General features: G+C 66.4%; 18 protein-coding genes. 9 read left to right on the forward strand and 9 right to left on the reverse strand.

Features of this window, described 5'->3' with window-relative positions; translation table 11 throughout:
• Positions 1-53: 53 nt before the first annotated feature.
• The 3 genes from meaB to ACQPXH_RS17925 are packed head-to-tail and all read right to left on the reverse strand — an operon-like array spanning position 54 to position 5241.
• Positions 54-1097 carry a methylmalonyl Co-A mutase-associated GTPase MeaB gene (meaB, locus tag ACQPXH_RS17915; protein WP_433597669.1) on the reverse strand — a complete coding sequence of 348 codons (1044 nt, stop codon included), beginning with the start codon at positions 1095-1097 and terminating at the stop codon, positions 54-56.
• Complete coding sequence (gene scpA / locus ACQPXH_RS17920) at positions 1094-3394, reverse strand: methylmalonyl-CoA mutase (RefSeq protein ID WP_433597670.1); 2301 nt, start codon at positions 3392-3394, stop codon at positions 1094-1096. The genes meaB and scpA overlap by 4 nt, the downstream gene beginning before the upstream one ends.
• Entirely contained in the window at positions 3394-5241 is a 1848-nt protein-coding gene (locus ACQPXH_RS17925) for a methylmalonyl-CoA mutase family protein (protein WP_433597671.1), read from the reverse strand. The genes scpA and ACQPXH_RS17925 overlap by 1 nt, the downstream gene beginning before the upstream one ends.
• A 175-nt stretch (positions 5242-5416) precedes the next feature.
• On the opposite strand from ACQPXH_RS17925, the gene ACQPXH_RS17930 reads away from it, so the two are divergent.
• Positions 5417-6100, forward strand: coding sequence for a TVP38/TMEM64 family protein (locus ACQPXH_RS17930; RefSeq protein WP_433597672.1), 684 nt, complete (start codon positions 5417-5419; stop codon positions 6098-6100).
• A 223-nt stretch (positions 6101-6323) separates the two neighbouring features.
• Here ACQPXH_RS17930 and ACQPXH_RS17935 read toward each other — a convergent pair whose 3' ends face one another.
• The gene (locus tag ACQPXH_RS17935; RefSeq protein WP_433603493.1) at positions 6324-7226 is read right to left on the reverse strand and encodes a S1C family serine protease; all 903 of its coding nucleotides are present in this window, start codon (positions 7224-7226) and stop codon (positions 6324-6326) included.
• A gap of 408 nt (positions 7227-7634) precedes the next feature.
• Positions 7635-8027, reverse strand: a complete 393-nt coding sequence (locus ACQPXH_RS17940) for a hypothetical protein (RefSeq protein ID WP_433597673.1) — start codon at positions 8025-8027, stop codon at positions 7635-7637.
• A 164-nt stretch (positions 8028-8191) separates the two neighbouring features.
• On the opposite strand from ACQPXH_RS17940, the gene ACQPXH_RS17945 reads away from it, so the two are divergent.
• Genes ACQPXH_RS17945 through ACQPXH_RS17955 form a run of 3 tightly spaced genes read left to right on the forward strand, consistent with a single transcriptional unit; the run spans position 8192 to position 9895 of the window.
• A complete protein-coding gene (locus ACQPXH_RS17945) occupies positions 8192-8509 on the forward strand; it encodes a hypothetical protein (protein ID WP_040691888.1) in 318 nt (105 codons plus the stop codon).
• A 4-nt stretch (positions 8510-8513) separates the two neighbouring features.
• Positions 8514-9059, forward strand: a complete 546-nt coding sequence (locus ACQPXH_RS17950) for a DUF6879 family protein (protein ID WP_433597674.1) — start codon at positions 8514-8516, stop codon at positions 9057-9059.
• Positions 9056-9895, forward strand: coding sequence for a helix-turn-helix domain-containing protein (locus ACQPXH_RS17955; RefSeq protein ID WP_433597675.1), 840 nt, complete (start codon positions 9056-9058; stop codon positions 9893-9895). Before ACQPXH_RS17950 ends, ACQPXH_RS17955 begins: the two co-directional genes overlap by 4 nt.
• Here the strand turns inward: ACQPXH_RS17955 and ACQPXH_RS17960 are convergent, their stop codons facing one another.
• Both ACQPXH_RS17960 and ACQPXH_RS17965 read right to left on the reverse strand, forming a co-directional pair.
• Positions 9896-10699 carry an LLM class flavin-dependent oxidoreductase gene (locus ACQPXH_RS17960; RefSeq protein WP_433597676.1) on the reverse strand — a complete coding sequence of 268 codons (804 nt, stop codon included), beginning with the start codon at positions 10697-10699 and terminating at the stop codon, positions 9896-9898. It lies immediately after the preceding gene.
• 68 nt (positions 10700-10767) lie between these two features.
• The gene (locus ACQPXH_RS17965; protein WP_433597677.1) at positions 10768-12075 is read right to left on the reverse strand and encodes a YhgE/Pip domain-containing protein; all 1308 of its coding nucleotides are present in this window, start codon (positions 12073-12075) and stop codon (positions 10768-10770) included.
• 517 nt (positions 12076-12592) lie between these two features.
• Between ACQPXH_RS17965 and ACQPXH_RS17970 the strand changes: the two genes are divergently transcribed.
• Complete coding sequence (locus tag ACQPXH_RS17970; RefSeq protein WP_433597678.1) at positions 12593-13129, forward strand: DUF3558 family protein; 537 nt, start codon at positions 12593-12595, stop codon at positions 13127-13129.
• A 49-nt stretch (positions 13130-13178) separates the two neighbouring features.
• Here ACQPXH_RS17970 and ACQPXH_RS17975 read toward each other — a convergent pair whose 3' ends face one another.
• Together ACQPXH_RS17975 and ACQPXH_RS17980 are read right to left on the reverse strand one after the other, a co-directional pair.
• Complete coding sequence (locus ACQPXH_RS17975) at positions 13179-14426, reverse strand: SPFH domain-containing protein (RefSeq protein WP_433597679.1); 1248 nt, start codon at positions 14424-14426, stop codon at positions 13179-13181.
• Entirely contained in the window at positions 14427-14858 is a 432-nt protein-coding gene (locus tag ACQPXH_RS17980; protein WP_433597680.1) for an NfeD family protein, read from the reverse strand.
• A 224-nt stretch (positions 14859-15082) separates the two neighbouring features.
• Here ACQPXH_RS17980 and ACQPXH_RS17985 point away from each other — a divergent pair, with 224 nt between their 5' ends.
• The 4 genes from ACQPXH_RS17985 to ACQPXH_RS18000 all read left to right on the forward strand — a co-directional run bounded on the left by ACQPXH_RS17985 (position 15083) and on the right by ACQPXH_RS18000 (position 19062).
• Positions 15083-16300, forward strand: coding sequence for a DUF7373 family lipoprotein (locus tag ACQPXH_RS17985; RefSeq protein ID WP_433597681.1), 1218 nt, complete (start codon positions 15083-15085; stop codon positions 16298-16300).
• A 57-nt stretch (positions 16301-16357) separates the two neighbouring features.
• Entirely contained in the window at positions 16358-17185 is an 828-nt protein-coding gene (locus ACQPXH_RS17990; RefSeq protein ID WP_433597682.1) for a DUF3097 domain-containing protein, read from the forward strand.
• 187 nt (positions 17186-17372) lie between these two features.
• Complete coding sequence (locus ACQPXH_RS17995) at positions 17373-18191, forward strand: hypothetical protein (RefSeq protein ID WP_433597683.1); 819 nt, start codon at positions 17373-17375, stop codon at positions 18189-18191.
• Positions 18192-18291: 100 nt separating this feature from the next.
• Positions 18292-19062, forward strand: a complete 771-nt coding sequence (locus tag ACQPXH_RS18000) for a S1 family peptidase (protein WP_433597684.1) — start codon at positions 18292-18294, stop codon at positions 19060-19062.
• The last annotated feature ends 53 nt before the right edge of the window (positions 19063-19115 follow it).

Genomic DNA, 19115 nt, shown 5'->3' on the forward strand with positions numbered 1-19115 from the left:
CTGACACGCTCGGCGACAACCCCGCGGCACCGCGGCGGCAGGGTGTCACCACCTCAACTGTCGAAAGCGTCGAGGAGCTGCTCGGCGGCCAGTGCGGCGGTCGATGTTCCGTCACGCACCTGCTTCTCCACTTGTGCCCGAATGGCCTTGACGTTCGGGTTCTCCGCGAGGCGGCGCAGCAGTTGGTCGTGCACCATGGTCCAGGTCCAGTCGACCTGTTGGCGGCGCCGCTTTTCGGCGAATTCACCGGCCTCGGTGATGATCCGGCGGTAGTCGAGGACGGTGTCCCAGAACTTGTCCAGCCCATGGCCTTGCAGACCGCTCATGGTGAGCACCGGCGGACGCCAGAGCGCGTCGTGCGGATGGATGAGGCGCAGCGCCCCGGCCAATTCGCGGGCGGCGGCCTTGGCCTCGATCTCGTGCTTGCCGTCGGCCTTGTTCACCGCGACCAGGTCGGCGAGTTCCAGGACACCTTTCTTGATGCCCTGCAACTGATCTCCGGTGCGGGCCAGGGTCAGAAAGCAGAACACGTCGACCATATTGGCGACCGTCACCTCGGACTGACCGACACCGACGGTCTCCACAAGGATCACGTCGTAGCCCGCGGCCTCGAGCACCACGATGGTCTCGCGGGTCGCCTTGGCGACGCCGCCGAGGGTGCCCGCGGTCGGCGACGGACGAATATAGGCGTTGCGCTCCAACGACAGTCGCGCCATGCGGGTCTTGTCACCCAGGATGGAGCCGCCGGTGCGGGTCGAGGACGGGTCGACGGCCAACACCGCGACCCGATGCCCCTTGCCGATCAGATCCATACCGAGCGCATCGATGAACGTCGACTTGCCGACGCCGGGAACACCGGTGATGCCGACACGATTCGAGGTGACCGTATCGGTCGGCGGGGTCAGCTGCAGCAGCAGTTGCTGCGCAAGCTTCCGATGATCGGCCCTGGTCGACTCGACCAGGGTGATGGCTCGGGCAAGGGCGGCCCGCTCCCGCGAGCGGACCGCCTGCGCGAGCGCGTCGACATCTATGGCGCGCTTCGCACCCGTCGCCCGACCACCACCGCTGCTCGAATCGCTGCGCGATGCTGCAGTCATTCGCCGCTGCCGCCGCCGATCTCGTGACCGAGTTCGCCCGCCAACTTCTTCAGCAGATCGATCGCGGCGTCCGCGATCACCGTGCCGGGCGGGAAGATCGCGGCGGCACCCGCCGCGTACAGCTCCTCGAAGTCACCGGGCGGGATGACGCCGCCGACGATGACCATGATGTCGGGTCGCCCGACATCGGCCAGTGCCTGCCGTAGGGCGGGCACCAGGGTGAGGTGGCCGGCCGCCAGCGAGGACACACCGACGACGTGTACGTCGTTATCGGCCGCCTGCTGCGCCACCTCTTCCGGGGTCTGGAACAGCGGGCCCACATCGACGTCGAAGCCGAGGTCGGCGAACGCCGTGGCGATCACCTTCTGACCTCGGTCGTGCCCGTCCTGGCCCATCTTGGCGACCAGGATGCGCGGCCGACGACCCTCCGCCTCGGCGAATTCCTCGACGAGTTCGCTCGCCTTGCTGATATTGGTCACCTTCCCGGCCTCGTCGCGGTACACACCGGAGAGCGTACGGATCTCGGCCTGGTGGCGGCCGTACACCTTTTCCAGCGCATCGGAGATCTCACCGACGGTGGCCTTGGCGCGCGCCGCGTTGATGGCCAGCGCGAGCAGGTTGTTCTCCATGCCGCCCTCGGAAGCGGCCGCCGCACGGGACAATTCACCCAGCGCCCGTTCCACCTCGGCCGAATCGCGTTCGGCGCGAAGCCGGTTCAGCTTCTCGATCTGTTCGGCGCGCACCCGCGAATTCTCGACCTTGAGGACCTCGACCTGCTGGTCCTCTTCGACCTGGTACTTGTTCACGCCGATCACGGGCTGCTGACCGGTATCGATGCGAGCCTGCGTGCGAGCGGCCGCCTCCTCGATGCGCAGCTTCGGGATACCCTCGCCGATCGCCTGCGCCATCCCGCCGTGCGCCTCGACCTCGGCGATATGCGCACGGGCGCGGTTGGCCAGCTGGTGGGTGAGCCATTCCACGTAGTAGGAACCACCCCAGGGGTCGATCGGGCGGGTGGTGTTGGACTCCTGCTGAATCAGCAGCTGGGTATTGCGGGCGATACGCGCGGAGAAATCCGTCGGCAGGGCCAGCGCCTCGTCGAGGGCGTTGGTGTGCAGCGACTGGGTGTGGCCCTGGGTCGCGGCCATCGCCTCGATGCAGGTGCGCGCCACATTGTTGTAGGCGTCCTGCGCGGTCAGCGACCAACCCGAGGTCTGCGAATGCGTCCGCAGCGAAAGCGATTTCGCGCTCTTGGGCTCGAACTTCGCGACCAGCTCACTCCAGAGCAGCCGTCCCGCACGGAGTTTGGCGACCTCCATGAAGAAGTTCATGCCGATGGCCCAGAAGAACGACAGCCGCGGCGCGAACTTGTCGACCTCCATGCCCGCGGCGATACCCGCGCGAATGTACTCGACACCGTCGGCGAGGGTGTAGGCCAATTCCAGATCGGCCGTGGCTCCGGCCTCCTGGATGTGGTAGCCGGAGATGGAGATCGAGTTGAACTTCGGCATCTTCGCGCTGGTATAGGCGAAGATGTCGGAGATGATCCGCATCGAGGGCTTAGGCGGGTAGATGTAGGTATTGCGGACCATGAACTCTTTCAGAATGTCGTTCTGAATGGTTCCGGCCAGCTGTTCCGGTGCGACGCCCTGTTCCTCGGCCGCGACCACATAGAGCGCGAGGATCGGCAGCACCGCGCCGTTCATGGTCATCGACACCGAGACCTGATCCAGCGGGATGTGGTCGAAGAGCTGACGCATATCGAGAATGGAATCGATGGCAACACCGGCCATCCCGACATCACCCTGGACGCGCGGGTGGTCGGAGTCGTAGCCGCGGTGGGTGGCCAGGTCGAAGGCGACCGACAGACCCTTCTGGCCCGCCTGCAGATTGCGACGGTAGAAGGCATTCGAATCCGCGGCGGTGGAGAAGCCCGCGTACTGGCGAATGGTCCACGGCTGATTGACGTACATGGTCGGGTACGGACCGCGCAGGAACGGCGCGATACCGGGCACGCTGTCGAGCGGATACCCTTCGGCCGCAATGGCATCACGGTCGGCCTTGGTGAAAACCGGTGGCACGTCGATACCTTCGGGCGTCGACCACACCAACTGTTCGGGGGTGTAGTTGTTCGCCTCGGCGGCGGCGCGCACATAGGCGTCGACCTGTGCGGAGTCGACGTCGGCGGGCTCGGCCGGACGCTCGGACAGCGGCACCTCGGCGAAACTACCGATCCGGTGCTCGATGCCGCCCGGCTCGTCGATTTCGCCCGGCTTGTCGATATGACTCAATGTCATCAGGCTCCCACCTTCTCCAGCAGGTCGGACAGTGCGGCCACCGCATCGATGCGGGCCGCGAGATAACCGTCGGGGCGCTGTGCGGCGCCGAGCTCGGCGACGGCCTTTTCCGCACCGGCCAGCAGCACCGTCTCGATACCGGCGGCCCGCAACTGCTCGGCCGCCGGGCCCGCTTGCTCGGCGTAACGCTTGTCCGAACCACATAATACGGCGATCGTGGCACCGGATTCGGTTGCCGCCGTGCCGATTCCGGCCACCTCCAGCGGACCGGGGTCGATCGACTCGATACCGCCCGAGGCCAGCAGGTTCGCAATGAAAGTGACCCGCACATTGTGCTCGGCCACTGTTCCCAGCGGCACCAGCAGCGCACGTGGCCGCGCCCCCTTGGCGGCGAGGTAGGAATCCGAGCGGTTGCGCAGCGCCTCGAAGGCGGCGCCGTAGCGAACCACCTGTCCGGGCCGGCGCGCGGCCTCCGACAGCGGCTGCTCGGCCAGGTTCGGGAATTCGTTGACACCGGTGAGCGCCGTCTTGCGGTGTGCCACATCGGCGTCCCGGGCCGACCGGGTCGCGGCGATCCGCTCGGCGAGCAGGCCGGAGTCCAGCGCGGCCGGGTAACCGCCCGCCGCCTCGAGTTCCTGCATGAACTCCCATGCCTTGGCGGCGAGTGCGGCGGTGAGATCCTCGACGTACCAGGAACCGGCGCCCGGATCCTGCACATGACCGAGGTGCGACTCCTCGAGCAGCAGCAGCTGGGTATTGCGAGCCATACGGTCGGCGAACGACTTCGAGACGCCGAGTTCGCCGGGCGGCAATGCCGAATCGAAGGGCAGCACCGTGACCGTGTCCGCGCCACCGACTCCCGCGCCGAAAGCCGCGAGGGTGGTGCGCAGCATATTCACCCACGGGTCGCGCTGGGTCATCATCGCGGCGGAGGTCACCGCATGCTGCGGGGCGTCACCGAATGCGGGTGCGCCGCACACATGCGCGACGCGGGCCCAGAGCTGGCGGGCCGCACGGAATTTCGCGATGGTGGCGAACTGGTCGTCGGTCGCGGCGAAGCGGAACTCCAACTGCTCGAAGGCATCCGCGATATCGTGACCGCCATCGGCGAGTGCACGCAGGTAGGCCAGGCCAGCGGCCACCGCCGCACCGAGCTCCTGGGCGTCCGAGGCGCCCGCATCGTGAAAGACGGTGCCGTCCACCGTGATAGCGCGCACGCTCTCCGGACGCTGCACCGCCTGACCGGCCAGGGCGATGGCCTCCGCCAGTTCGATATCGGCGGTTCCGGCGAAGCGACTGGTGAGCGGGGCCGCACCCAATGCGACTCGAATTTCGGTCCGGTCCGCCACCTGGTAATCGTCGAGCTGCGCGAAGACCTGTTGTGCCGCTGCGGAAACCGCGTCACCCGCGGCGAGTGTCAGCGGTGCCAGTTCGAACAGCAGACCCGACAGCCCCGCGGGCAATTCGGCCACCGGCACACCCCGCTCGCCCACGCCGAGCCACAGTGCACTGATTCCGTTCTCCAGCGCGGCCAGGATCTCGCGATTCGCCGCGGCGCCATCGGCCGCGCCGATGAAGGCGCTGACATACCAGCCACGATGCACATCCCTGGTGGCGTCGCGGCCACGGACGAACGGATATTCACCCGGCAGCGGCAGTTCGGCCCGCTCATCCCCGCGGGTGTACAGCGGGGCGATGGTCAGACCGTCGTAGGTCTGTTCGTCGAGCAGCTTTTCTGGCTCCTCCGGAAGTTCGGCGACGTCGACCCTGCGGGCCTTCGCCAGCACCCCCGCCACGCCCTTGCGCCATGCGGCGTAATCGGGCACCGGCTCTGAAGCAATCGGCATAGCTGCTGTTCCTCTTCTCCTCGGCGCACACCCTCGCGTGCGCCCGAAACCGTTGCATTCGCCCAGCTCAGCGAGCGCATCGGTTAACGAGCATTCGTCCCGTTTCCTTCGATGCTAGCGGCAGCTCCGCAGCCGGTTGACCGTGGCCGCCACTACCAACGGGTAACCTTGCGCGGTGCTCAGGCTCATCCGTGACCCACGCATCCTGGCCCTGCTCGTCGGTGGCGCGGCACTGTTCATTGCGGCCATGCTGGTCCCACTACCGACACCGCAGCAGATGCAGGACTGGGCCACCTCGGTCGGCCCGATCTTCCCACTGCTGTTCTTCGTGGTCCATGCGCTGGTCACGGTGGCTCCGATCCCGCGGACCGTGCTGACGGTGAGCGCGGGCGTCCTGTTCGGACCCGCGCTCGGCGTCGTCCTTGCCGCCTCGGCGACCACGGTCAGCGCCGCACTCGCGATTCTGCTCGTCCGCGCGCTGGATCGCGATCGAGTGGCCGCCCACCTCACCCATCCGGCGGTCCGGTCCATCGATGAACGCCTCGAACGCCGCGGCTGGCTCGCCGTCGGCTCGCTGCGCCTGATCGCCTTCGCACCGTTCTCGGTGATCAACTACTGCTGCGCCCTCTCTTCGATCCGCTTCTGGCCATACCTGATCGCCACCGTCATCGGCATCCTTCCAGGGACCATCGGCACCGTCATCCTCGGCGACGCGCTCACCGGACGTACCCACCCCGGCATGCTCGTAGTCTCCGGGGTGCTCATCGCCATCGGCATCATCGGTTTGATCGTCGATGCGCGCTGGTCGCAAACCCATGAGCCGGATCTCGAGACCGCCCCGGTCACCGTGACCGACTGACGACCGAGCGGCGTATGCACGCCTTGCATCGATTCCGGTTTGCGGTTGCTCGCGGACGGCTAATCCGCAACAGCAACTACCGCTCGAAGGGAGGTGACGAACGATGGCGGTACACGCAGTCGAACCAGGGCCGAACGGCAATAACCACGACAACTGGAATCAAGACCCCCGCGAAGATCTAGCCGACGACGTCATCCGACCGTGGGGCCGATGACGACCTGAGCTAATCCACGGTCAACTCGATCGGGATGGCGAAGACATCGACCATCGCGCCGTTGCGCAATACCGTCACCGGCATCGAGACCCCGATGGCGTCGCCGAAGAGTTGGCGTTGGATGCCCTGGGCGTCGGCCACTTCCGAGCGGGCGACGCTGAGTACGAGGTCGCCGCGGCGCAGCCCCGCGTGATCGGCGGGGCCGCCGCGGACGACTTCGACGATGCGGACACCGGCATGTTGGCCGGTCCGGGCGGCGACCGGTGCGGGCAATGGAGCCGGAACGCCGACCAGGCCCAGGTAGGCGCGGCGCACCCGGCCGTCTTTCAGCAGGGTGCTGATGATGCGACGCGTGGTGGCGTTGATCGGGATGGCGAGGCCGAGTCCGACGCCCGCGACCGCGGTATTGACACCGACCACCCGACCCGACGAATCCGCAAGTGCGCCACCGGAATTGCCCGGATTAAGGGCGGCATCGGTTTGGATCACGTCCTCGATCACCCGACCGGCCCGGCGGGAGGCGACCGGGACAGCGCGCCCCAGCGCGCTCACCACGCCCGCGGTCACCGAGCCCGCCAACCCCAGCGGACTCCCGACCGCCACCACCAATTGGCCGACCACCAGCTTGTCGGCATCGCCGAGCACCACCGCGCCCGGCGCACCGGCGCGGGCGCGCAGGACCGCGAGATCGGAGAGCGGATCGATGCCGACGACGTCGATGCGTGATTCCACACCGTCCGCGAACACCACATCGCCGCTGCTCGCCGAGCCGACCACATGCGCGTTGGTCAGCAGGAATCCGTCATCGTTGAAGACCACCGCGGATCCGCTCCCCCGACGGGTCCGGACACTCGCGACATGTGGTGTTACCGATGCCGCGACGGCGATGACCGACCGCGAGTACGCGTCCATCGCCGAATCATCCAGATCCTGTTGCCGTGTGGTGTCTTCCGGACCCGACAACGGGACCGACTCGTCGTCCACGCTGACCACCATCCTGCTCATCGGGCGCGCACTCGATATTTGGGCCGCCCTCTCCAGCATCCTCCGCCACATCGTCCGGTGCAGCGTGTTCGCCACAGGCGCAACCGGATTCATCCGACGTTCACCAACGCCCGCGGAGGCAGCGCGATCGCGCAGAACTATTGCCCGAACCGTCTCAGACGGTATCGGGTGCGAGCGTCCGGGCGCGACCGAGCCGGGTGCCAGTTGGTCGTCGATGCCACCTGCCCGAGGATGCCCGCGATGCCACCGCGCGCCGGCGGATACCTCAACCTTGCCCGCCGCCGATCACGGAGTCGATTACGCGCGAGGTAAGGATCAGCGCGCGAACCACCGCGGCCATTGATGACCGCGCTCCCACACCGTGTCCCCCGCGACGACGACCAGATCGCAGATCTCGGTGACCGCGCGCCGCGACGCCCAGATGTGCTCTCTGCTCGGCACGATGACCGCATGTGCACCGTAGCGCGCGATGGCCGAGAGCAGCCGCGCGACCGGGTCGCCCTGCGGCCCCACCGTCATCGGGACCAGGCCGTAACCCATCCGAGCCGCGCAGCAGCGGGTCACCCGCACATCGTGATCGACCATCGATCCCGAAATATCCCACCGCACGAACCCGATCGCCCACGGTTTGGTCGACACCCCGTTGCCGAGTAACCCCGTTTCGCTTGCCAACCGCCCGACAACCTCCCATGCTACCGACCCGCTCATGTCACCAAACCTGTCTGCCAGCACCCACCGAGAACGGTAGAAAAGTGGCCGGGCGCGGCACCATGGTTTTGCGGGGATTTGCGGAAGTTGTTGACCCATTTGACGCTGACCCGTGACGATTGTGTGCAGCCAGCGCAATACCCACGCGAGACGAGGCCACTCTGATGCGTATACAACTGCTCGGCGGACCCACCAACAACACCGGCTCGCCCCGGCTGTGGATCGATGAGGATCGACATCTATATCTCGTGCAGGGCTACCGGGTGGCCCATGACGCGAACCGCGTCGAGATCCCGCACATGCTGCTCGGCTGGCTGCAGCCCGGCACCTACATCGGCGCTCCGCTGCTCGATTCCGGGCACGGTTCCTTCACCCTCGCCGGACAGCCGATCACCGATCCGGATGCCTTGGCACATATGCGTATTCCCGAGCACGAAACCGCGGTCGCGGTCCCGGTCGGACAGAGCCCGTGGGAATGGTAATGCAATGCTCTTCTTCAGCATCGAGGAAACCAACGATCTCATTCGCGAGACCCGAAGCGACGCTTTCCATCTCGAGGTGTCCGATGATCACTCCCAGGTCTCCGACGAGACCGAACCGATGCGCCGTGTGCTCGCGGGCCTTCCGCCGTTCGAGGAGGAGTCCTATCCACCGTCGTGGCGGGCCTGGGAGGAGCTCACCAGCGAGGTCGCCGGACGCGGTGTGCCGATCCGGCGCGTTCGGGTGGTCTCGGAGCCGCTCACCGACTACGTGCGATTCCTGCACGCGCTCACCGATCGCAATCAGCGTTACGGCGAGGATATCCGCTGGCTGCCAAGGCATCTCGCCGATCCCTCGGAATACACCGACGACGAATGGTGGCTGCTCGACGATACGGTCGCCTTTACGATTTTCACCAAGACCGGCGATCTGGCGGGGGCCGCGGTGACCACCGACCCCGTGTTGGTCGCGCGCTGCACAACAGTACGAGATACACTGTGGAACAAAGCAATTCCGCACCACGACTATATGCCCGGCGGGCGGAGTGGATGACCGGTGTCGAGCAGTCCCGGCAAGCCTTCGGAGCACGCTTACGCGAAGTGCGCAAGGCCGCACATCTGACCGGCGTGCAGCTCGCCGCCGATGCTGGCTGGCATTCGGCCAAGGTGTCGCGCATCGAACACGGTAAGCAGACGCCGAGCGATAGCGATCTGGCCGAGTGGTGTCGACTGTGCGGCGCCGAACTGCTGCTGCCGGATCTGCGTGCGGCACTGGCGAATATCGAGGCGCTCTGGCAGGAGTGGCGGCGCATCGCCGCGACCGGACATGCCCAGCAGCAGCGCCGCCGCATCGAGTTGGAGGCGCGCGCCACCACCATCCGCAATTTCGAGAACGCAGTCGTCCCTGGCTTGTTGCAGACCGAACCCTATGCCAGAGCCGTGCTCGAGACCTGTATCGACTTCGTCGGCGGTATCGACGATATCGATCGCGCGGTGGCGGCGCGGATCGCGCGCCAACGGATTCTGCATCACGGCACCCATCGGATCAGCATCCTGTTGGCCGAACAGGCGCTCTACACCACGGTCGGCGATAACGAGGTGATGGCCGGTCAGCTCGAACGTCTCATCGATGTGATGCCGCTGCCCCGGCTCGCACTCGGCATCATTCCGCGGACGGCGAACTTCCTTTACACCACAACATGTTTCGTACTGCTCGACAAACGCGTCGCGGAGGTCGAGACCATCTCGGCGGGTCTGACCATCACCCAGCCACGCGAACTCGCGTACTACGAGAAGACGTGGGCCGCGCTGCACCGGCAGGCCCGGTACGGCGAAGCCGCCCGAGCCATAATCACCGATGCGTTGAAGCTGCGGTTGACGCAGCTGTAGTTACAGTGCCGCACGGAGTTTCGCGGCACTCTCGTAATCGTGCTGCCATTCGGGGCCGGTCGGAGCGAGGATGACGCGTTCGACGCCGGCGTCCCGGTGGGCGGCGAGCAATGCGACAGCCGCCGAATGATCGGCGGGCAATACAGGCGCGACCACGGTCACCGCTGGCACCGAGCGATCGAATCCTGCTGCCAGCGCCCGCAATTCGTCGAATTCGGCGGCCAACTGGTCCAGGCCCGGCTGCAGAGTGATCCAGCCGTCGGCGTATTCGGCCGCCCGCCGCCGCGCCCGAGTCCCATTGCCCGCCACCAGGACCGGCGGCATCGTCGATCCGGGTGCCAGCGCCACGTCGACGCCGTTGACCGTCGCGGTCGAACCGGTGACGAGATCTGGCAGCACCCGCAGCGCCTCATCGGTGCGCCGACCGCGGTTCTCGAATGTCGTACCGGCCGCGCGCCAACCGATATCGCCGTGCGCCGGATTTCCGGTGCCGACACCGAGCAGCAACCGGTTCGCCGATACGTACTGGAGCGTGCTGATCTGCTTGGCCGCCCACGCCACCGGGCGCAGTGCGAGCAGCATGACGTTGTAGCCGATCCGGATCCGCTCGGTGACGGCGGCAGCGGTCGCGAGCGTTACGGTGCTGTCCAGCATGGGCGCGCTGGCCACGAGATGGTCGGTGGACCAAACGGATTCGAGCTCGAGTTGTTCGGCGAGGCGGGCGGCGGCCCGCGCATCGCCGAGGATCGGATGCGCCGGATCGGGGGTGGAGGTCGGGAGGATCACGCCGATATCGAAGGTCATGAGCACAACGTCAGGTACGAATTGTGAGCGTTCCAATGGCTCGATCGCTCAGCCCATGCCCGCAACGCTCATTCCGTCGCGGCCGCCTGCTCGGCGGGTTTGCGGTGCAAGCCCTTTCGGTCGTAATACTGGGTCACCAGGGCACCGACGACCAGGCCGATGCCCAAACCGAGCACCGCCATCCAGCTTCCACGCGCGAGTCCGGCGGCACCGTTGGCGTTGAAGTAGAGGATGGCGCGCAATCCGAGGAAGACCTGGTGCATGGGTTCGAAGGTGGCCAGCCACTCGAAGTACGTCGGCGTGGCTTCGATGGGCACACTACCGCCCGAGGACGGCAGGCCAAGCACGATGAACAGGATCAGATTGACCAGCAGACCCGCGGTGCCGAGCGCGGCCAGCACCGACAGCGCGGTCACACCGACCGCGATGATCGCGAGCACGCAATACAAGAACAGCGCGAGCGGATGATCGAGCGGCACGTCCAATGCCGCGGCGACACCGAGGAATACCGCGGAGACGATCGGCGCGGTGACGATCAGGATCGCCCATTTCAACAGCAGGGTGCGGAAGCGGGAGATCGGCGCGGCCGGATAGTGCACGTACCACGGGCCGTATTCGGTGGGCGCGAAACCGAGGGCGGAATCGGTCATCGCGTGGATGATCATCGCGCCGGTGAATCCGGCGAGCAGCACCATGATCGTGTAGAAGAATGCGGACAGACCCTGTCCGGTGCCCTCGGGCAGCGGCCGATAGGGATCGACCACCACCTGGATCGGATGGGCGAGCATCAATTGGCTGGCACCGGCAAGCTGTGGCGCCTGGCCGCCCCCGGCAGATTGCAACTGGGTCTGCACGGTATCAGTGAGTTGTTTGCCGACTGTCTCGTCGACGCGAGTCAACGCCTGATCGGCGATGCGCTGCATGACCCCGGTGGCGAAACTGCCCGCCCGAGGGTTGGTGTGCACCGTGATGATCGGCTGTTCGACCTTGCCCGGCACCACACCGGCCGCGCCGAGAATGGCCAGCCGCTTGGTGAAGTCACTGGGGATGACGATCGCACCGTAGACCTTGCCCTGGCTCAATTGCCGTTGCGCCTCGCCGAATCCGACGACCCGCAGGTCGATCTTGTCGGTGGGCAGGCTCGCGACGAGAGCGTCGGTGATCTGATCGCCGACATCGGCGGGCTTGCCGCCCAGGGTGTCGCCGTCGTCCTGATTGACCAGTGCGACGGGGAAATCGTGCAGGTTCTTGGTCGGATTGACCACGTATGCCAGATACATCGTGGCCAGCAGTGACATGAGCAGGGTGACCACGGCGATCGGGGCGATCCAAGCCCGTGGCCGCAGATGGCGGGCGGCCGGTCCGGCAATCGTCATGGGCGCACGGTAGTCCGTCGCGGCGGTGTTTCGGTACCGATCCGGCGCGTTCGGTGGCTGCTCACACCCCGGCAACGACACCCATCACCGAGATCGCGATCACAGCCTCAGCGCAAAGGCCATCGCCCGAACCCAACGCCGTGACCAATTCCGCAGCGAACTCGGCGGGCCGCACCCCACCCGCTTCGCGGCCGCAAGCGCGACGTTCGACTGGAAATCCGCACGCTCTGAGCGCCGCACCACCGGATCCGCCCCTACCAGGTCCGCACGCGCCCGACCGATCGCCGCGCCTACGACCACGGGCAACCCGATCGAGCAGCGGCAATACCCCCGAATCAGCCATGCGCAATCCCTCCTGTCCTTGTGGACCGTGAGTATTGCGGCGCACCCGATGCCACGCCGAACCATTTTCCCAGCGGGCGCCGACCAGGTCACCGCGGCAAGACCGCCCCGCCCGCGGACCGGCCGGTAGCCTCGACGAGTGGCCGAGGCTCGGCGTTCGAGGAAGGGAGCGGCTGTGACCGCATTCCGTGTGCGTAGCGGACTGGCCGTGCTCGCGGCCACCGGACTGTTGACCGGCTGTTCAGATAAGGCCGCACCGGACGCCCATCCCTCCGCCACCCCTGCGGCCGGCTCATTCGCGAACTGCACACCGCTGACCGAAGAGCAGATCAGCCGGGCCACGCAGGCCGACACCCTCACCACCCGCCACCGTCCACCGGTCTGCGTCTGGCAGGCACAACGCGGCGCCGACGAATCCGACCTGACTTTCACCTACACCGACCGCGAATCGCTCCAGCAGACATGGCAGCGGGCCGAGGACGACGGTTTCCAGACCGAACATCTGACGATCACCGAACAGATCTTCGGTGCGACCGTCACCGCGACCGGTTTCTATATCCGCAGTCCACAGGATCCTGGTGACTGCGCGGTCGCAGCCGCGGACAACGGCACCATCGTCTGGCGCGTGCAAAACAATTCCCATACGACAACACCCGATCCCTGCGCCATCGCACTCCAATTGGCAACGCTGACCATCGATCTCGCGCCGTAGGCAACGAGCAAGAACCCCCCGGATCTCGACAAGGTCCGGGTATTCGCGGCTACTGCGACGGCGGCTGCCAGGACTGTCCCTGCGGACCGTCCGGGCGGTACGGCGGCTGGTGCGGCGGAATCTGCTGCGGCGGGGTCTCCTGCCGAGCTGGCATTACCGGCTGGTGTGGGGAGGGCTGGGTTCGGGTCACCGGAGTCGCCACGCCCTCCACCGAAGCGCGGGCATCGGCCTCCGCCGCGCGCACCGCCTGTTCGATGGCCGGATCCCGAGCCGTATCGAACCAGCCCTCGACATCGGAATCGTCCTCCGGCTTGCTCTCCACATCGTCGACCGGGGTGGGTTCGTAACGGAATACGCCGTCCTCGCCCTTGGTCGCGAAGTTCTGGGCGAAGCCCTCTAGCGCCTTGCCGAAATCGCTCGGCACCAGCCACACCTTGTTCGCGTCACCGCGGGCGACCATCGGCAGCGTCTGCATGTATTGGTAGGCAAGCAGTTCCGGCGTCGGCTTGCCGGATTTGATTGCGGCGAAGACCTTTTCGATGGCCTTTGCCTGGCCCTGGGCCTGCAGGTAGGCAGCGGCCCGTTCACCCTGGGCGCGCAGAATCCGGCTCTGCCGTTCACCTTCGGCCGCCAGGATCGAGGACTGCTTGGCACCCTCGGCGGAGAGGATCTGCGCCTGCTTGGCGCCCTCGGCCGTCTTGATCTGCGATTCGCGGGTGCCCTCCGCGGTGAGGATCATGGCACGCTTCTCGCGGTCGGCCTTCATCTGCTTCTCCATCGACTCCTGGATCGATGGCGGCGGATCGATGCTCTTGAGTTCGACCCGCGCGACGCGCAGCCCCCAGCGCCCGGTAGCCTCGTCGAGCACCCCGCGCAGCTGACCGTTGATCTGATCGCGGGAGGTCAGCGTCTGCTCCAGGGTCATGCCGCCGACCACATTGCGCAGGGTGGTCACGGTGAGCTGCTCGACGGCCGCGATATAGTTGCTGATCTCGTACACCGCCGCCTGCGGGCTCGTCACCTGGAAGTACACGACGGTGTCGATATGCAGGGTCAGGTTGTCCTCGGTGATCACCGGCTGCGGCGGGAAGGACACCACCCGCTCGCGCAGATCGACCTTCGCGCGGATCCGGTCGGCGAAGGGCACCAGGAATGTCAGCTGGCCCGAGATTGTGCGCGAATATCGGCCTAATCGCTCGATGACGGCCGCCTCCGCCTGTGGCACCAGGGCGATCGATTTGAAGACCACCACCACGACCAACAGCACGAGCACGGCGGCAACGATGAGCACAGCCATTTACGGCTCCTTCCAGACGACGGCGGTCGCGCCGTCGATCTTCATGACGTATACCGTCGTCCCCTTGGGATACTCGACCGTCGAATCGAACGGCCGCGCGGTCCACTCTTCGCCACCGATTTTGACCAGGCCGCTGTGTTCGGCGACCGGTTCGAGCACAAGCGCCTGCTTGCCCGGCAGCGCATCGACATTGGTCGGGATCGGCGGCGGAGTTCCGAAGCGGCGCCGGAGAACTGGCCGCACCCCGAGCAGCAGGATCAGCGCCAGCACCGCGAAGATCACCGCGTCGGCGACCAGTCCGGTACCGGCCACCGCACCGACTCCCGCTGTGCCGAGCGCGGCGACGCCCAACATCAGCAGCGTGAGGTCCCCGGTGAGCATCTCCGCCGCCGCGAGCAGCAGGCCCGCGACCAGCCAAACGATTGCGGCCACAGCCCCACTGTAGTGGTCCGAACCACTTCTGGGGCGCGACAAACTCGAGATCACCGGCGACGGTTCGACGCGTCTTTTGTCGGACTGCTCAGCCATCGAAACCGAAACGACTGTGCGCCTATTGATTTCGGTCGAAGCGCCGACCCAGCGGCAATCCGCTGAACCAAACCGGCTCCGCATCCGTAATCGCAACAACATCGCGGACGAAGGACGAGGAGCCTGGGATGTTTCGGAGATCACGCACCCTCATTTCGGCTGCCTGCATAGCGGTAGCGGGTCTGCTGGCCGGGTGCGGCATCGCCGGTATACCGGTCGCGGCCGAACCCGATGTTCGCAAGCTGGAGATCGGCGATTATCCGGTCGACAAATACCACTACGACCAGGACGCGCACGGCAACGGCGCACTGCTGGAAGGCATTCGGATGGCCGAGGCGGTGGTAGCGACGAGCCGTATCGATCCGAAATTGACCTTCGGTGTGCTCGGTGGCGTCGTATCCGATAACCAGGAAGCGGCCGACTACTACACCGGCAGCGCGTCGATACCGGTGCTCGAACGCCACAAAATGCTGGCCGCCTACGGCGCGGTCGGTGCGGACCGCCCCTATGAGCCGTTCCAGATCGATCAGCGCGGCCCCAGCCCGGACGTCACCATCATCTCGCAACTGCTGATGCGTTTCCCCAACGCGACCGAGGCCGAACAGGCGGCACGCGAACTCGAAGCCGCCGATTTCGCGGTCGCACCCGATCAGAACAAGCGGCTCGAGCTGGACAAATATCCCAATGCGCACACCCACTGGCGGCCCGATGTCGCCAATATCGGATCCTTCATCGCCGATAAGGAATTCGTCCTGCAGGTATTCATCCAGCGACCCAAGGCCGATGAACGCGATCTACTGGGCTGGCTCGGCAACACCTTCGACGCCGAACTCGCCGTCGTCGACAAGTTCCGGGCCACCCCCCTGGACCAGCTCGACGACTTGAAGATCGATCCGGATGGGCTGCTGGCCCGCGCTGTCGTCCGCGACCGCCGCAATCACACGCTCGACCTGCGCGAATTCAGTGTGTACGGCCCGGCCATCGTCGTGCACACCGCCACCAATCAGGCCACCTCGCAGCGGATGATCGACGAAACCGGGCTGGACGCCTGGGCGATCGCGGACGACACCATCGTCTATCGAGTACGCGACGAGGCTTCGGGGCCGCGTCTGGTCAACGAACTCATCGCGCGTTCCGGTGACGAATACGATCCGATCGATGCGCCCAAGGATGTGCCCGGCGCGATCTGCCAGCGACTCAATCGGCGCGGCGATACCGATAAGCAGTACAAGCACAGCTGCTACGTCACCTATAAGCGCTATGTCGCGAACGTCAACGGCGATAACGAAGCCGACGTTCGGCAGAAAGTGGCGGCGCAATACGCGCTGTTCGCCAATAGTCTGTGACCGGCACACCAACTCGCTTGCGCCGCAACCCGAACCGGCGGTGCTAGTTTCGGGCGGGTGAGCGGGCGTGACATGTATGGCGGCGACATCTTCTCCGGACATTCGCGATCGAACAAGCGGGCCGTGCCGACGGTCGTCGCCGAACGCGACCTCGTGGTGGAGGATGCGGCGACCGGATTCTGCGGTGCCGTGGTCGGATTCGACCGCGGCTACGACGGCGAATTCGTCAAGTTGGAGGATGCGCGCGGTGCCGTGCGGCTGTTCGCATTGCGCGAGGCGGCATTCCTGATCGACGGTGCGCCCGTCACGCTGGTCCGGCCCAAGGCCGCGGCCCCGAAGAAGCCGACCCGGTCGGCATCGGGTTCGACTCGGGTGGAGGGGCTGCGCGCGCAGGTCGCGAAGACGAGCCGGATCTGGGTGGAGGGCGTCCATGATGCCGCATTGGTGGAGCGGGTCTGGGGGCACGATCTGCGGGTCGAGGGCGTGGTGGTCGAACATCTCGAGGGTCTGGACAATCTGGCCGAGCGGCTGACCGAATTCGCGCCCGAACCGGGTCGACGGGTCGGTGTGCTGGTCGACCATCTGGTCACCGGTTCCAAGGAAACCCAGCTGACCACCGGCCTCGGTAAGTATGTGCTGGTCACCGGACATCCCTATGTCGATATCTGGCAGGCTGTGCGTCCTGCCGCGGTCGGTATCGCGGCATGGCCGGAGGTGCCGCGCGGGGAGGATTGGAAGACCGGCATCTGCCGTCGTCTCGACTGGGGCACACCGCAGGAGGGGTGGCGGCGGGTCTACCACGCGGTCGAATCCTTCCGTGATCTGGAATCCCCCCTGATCGGCGCGGTGGAGCGGCTCATCGACTTCGTCACCGAACCGGAGTGACCGGTATATCGGGTCCATTCGCTGAAATCATGTCCCACTCCGCGGAATTCGGCCCGCACGCCGACGGCGGCGGCGCATCCGCCGTTGTGGTACTCGCGGTACCGGGTGGCGGATCGATGCGCGCAGCTCACCGAGGTATCCGGCATGGCCGCCCCCGAGTCGCAACCCTCCTTTATGCTCGATAATTATGTGCTCTCCTAGTGCCACGTTGACGGTGTGGGCCGGCTCCTGGCTGGCCGGTTGCAGCGCGCCCGACGACATCCTCGAGGCGCTGTACGCCTGGGCGCCACGGCACACCATCGCCGCAGGCGATCCGTTGACCGGCGGCCGCGACGACCTGCCGTGGTCTTCTCGCGACAATCTGTCCGGCACCGGAGTCATGGCGCTACTCAAGGTGATTCGCGAGGCGATGGCACAACCCGGTGCACAGCTGCGCTTGGTGTTGCCGGTGCCCGGCGATGTGCGCGGACTGCCGACCGGAACGGCCTTCGCCGCTGATGCCATCGAGGCGGGCGAGGGAATGTTGTTCGGCGTTCCGGGCGAGGAGGGCACCGGATTGATCCCGCAGTGGCCCGATGACGACACATTGCAGTGGACCGTCTACAGCACCCCGATTCCGGCCGCGCCGGGCCAGGATATGTCGCTCGGCGAGGCGGAATACACGATGCGCGAAGCGGTGCGCGATGCCGCCGACGCCCTGATGCGCCTGCACACCACCGCCGCCGGCGCGGCCGTCGACTCCGACCCACGCGAACTCATCGAGGCCGAACTCGCGGACTACTCCCGCCACGACTATCCGGATTCGATCCCGTTGCGCGCCAGGCGAATCCTCGACAGCGCCGACCACGTCGCCGCCATCCTCACGGTCGCCCAACGCGAACCGGCCTCCTCCCCCACTTCCGCCACTGCCATCGGCGCGCAGGAAGACCTCCTACGCCCACTGTGGGACGCGATCCGTGCTGCACGGTTGGTGGCGGTACACGCGGCGGCTCGCGGCAATTCGTAAAGCACCGGCGCGAGGCGGCCACCGGTCCCGTAGGCGCGAGAACACCGGCATCCTCTGGTTGAATAGGCCGAGCGATCGCCTGAATCGTCCGGGAGGCGCCATGTTTCGCATATCTCGCATTGCCGCGGCGATAACCGCCGCATTCATCGTCGCCGTCGGCGCCCCTGCCGTTCCCGCCACGGCGATCGTGGGCGGAAATACCACCGAGACGAGCGCCTACCCGTGGCTCGCCGCCGTCGGCAGCCCGTTCTACGTCTTCCGACCATCCGGGCAGTTCTGCGGCGGTGCGCTCATCGCGCCCGATCGGGTTGTGACAGCTGCGCACTGCGTCGATGTGGCGCGGCTGCTGCCGCAGGCGATCACCGTCACCTTCGGCCGCACCGACCTGCGCTCGCACGACGGAATCACCGTGGGAGTCAAGGAGATTCGCATCGACCCGGATTTCCGGGAATCCGATTTCGAGGGCGAGACCGTGCACCACAATGATCTCGCGATCCTCGTCCTCGACGAGCCGAGACCGGGCCCGTTCCTGGAAATCGCCGCGCCACAGGGCGATCCGCGCGCATACGGCGACACCGGCACCATCGTCGGCTGGGGCGCGACCTCCGAGAGCGACACTTCGAATACGCTCCTGCGCTCCGCACCCGTCCCGATCGTCTCCAACGCCACGTGCGCTGTCGCCTATGGCTCCGCCTTCGACCCCGCCGATATGCTCTGCGCCGGATCCCCCGACGCCGATACCGCCGAATACGACAGCGGCGATCCACTTCTCGTCGCGGGCCGCCTGATCGGGCTCACCTCATGGGGCAAGGGCAGCGCCCGCCCTGGGTATCCCGGTGTCTACGCCTACCTCACCACCCTCAGCTTCTGATCGACAACACCGCGACGGAGCCTGCCTGAACTGGTCCTCGGGTGCCGACGTCA

It is taken from the genome of Nocardia sp. CA-135953, assembly GCF_050955735.1.
Classification (GTDB): domain Bacteria; phylum Actinomycetota; class Actinomycetes; order Mycobacteriales; family Mycobacteriaceae; genus Nocardia.

Excerpts from the sequence above, each read along its gene's own strand:
- ACQPXH_RS17940 (WP_433597673.1), bottom strand. The coding sequence starts at position 8,027 with ATGAGCGGGTCGGTAGCATGGGAGGTTGTCGGGCGGTTGGCAAGCGAA.
- ACQPXH_RS17935 (WP_433603493.1), bottom strand. The coding sequence starts at position 7,226 with ATGGACGCGTACTCGCGGTCGGTCATCGCCGTCGCGGCATCGGTAACA.
- ACQPXH_RS17965 (WP_433597677.1), bottom strand. The coding sequence starts at position 12,075 with ATGACGATTGCCGGACCGGCCGCCCGCCATCTGCGGCCACGGGCTTGG.
- ACQPXH_RS18000 (WP_433597684.1), top strand. The coding sequence starts at position 18,292 with ATGTTTCGCATATCTCGCATTGCCGCGGCGATAACCGCCGCATTCATC.
- ACQPXH_RS17955 (WP_433597675.1), top strand. The coding sequence starts at position 9,056 with ATGACCGGTGTCGAGCAGTCCCGGCAAGCCTTCGGAGCACGCTTACGC.
- ACQPXH_RS17975 (WP_433597679.1), bottom strand. The coding sequence starts at position 14,426 with ATGGCTGTGCTCATCGTTGCCGCCGTGCTCGTGCTGTTGGTCGTGGTG.
- ACQPXH_RS17985 (WP_433597681.1), top strand. The coding sequence starts at position 15,083 with ATGTTTCGGAGATCACGCACCCTCATTTCGGCTGCCTGCATAGCGGTA.
- scpA (WP_433597670.1), bottom strand. The coding sequence starts at position 3,394 with ATGACATTGAGTCATATCGACAAGCCGGGCGAAATCGACGAGCCGGGC.
- ACQPXH_RS17925 (WP_433597671.1), bottom strand. The coding sequence starts at position 5,241 with ATGCCGATTGCTTCAGAGCCGGTGCCCGATTACGCCGCATGGCGCAAG.
- ACQPXH_RS17950 (WP_433597674.1), top strand. The coding sequence starts at position 8,514 with ATGCTCTTCTTCAGCATCGAGGAAACCAACGATCTCATTCGCGAGACC.
- ACQPXH_RS17960 (WP_433597676.1), bottom strand. The coding sequence starts at position 10,699 with ATGACCTTCGATATCGGCGTGATCCTCCCGACCTCCACCCCCGATCCG.
- ACQPXH_RS17995 (WP_433597683.1), top strand. The coding sequence starts at position 17,373 with ATGTGCTCTCCTAGTGCCACGTTGACGGTGTGGGCCGGCTCCTGGCTG.
- meaB (WP_433597669.1), bottom strand. The coding sequence starts at position 1,097 with ATGACTGCAGCATCGCGCAGCGATTCGAGCAGCGGTGGTGGTCGGGCG.
- ACQPXH_RS17945 (WP_040691888.1), top strand. The coding sequence starts at position 8,192 with ATGCGTATACAACTGCTCGGCGGACCCACCAACAACACCGGCTCGCCC.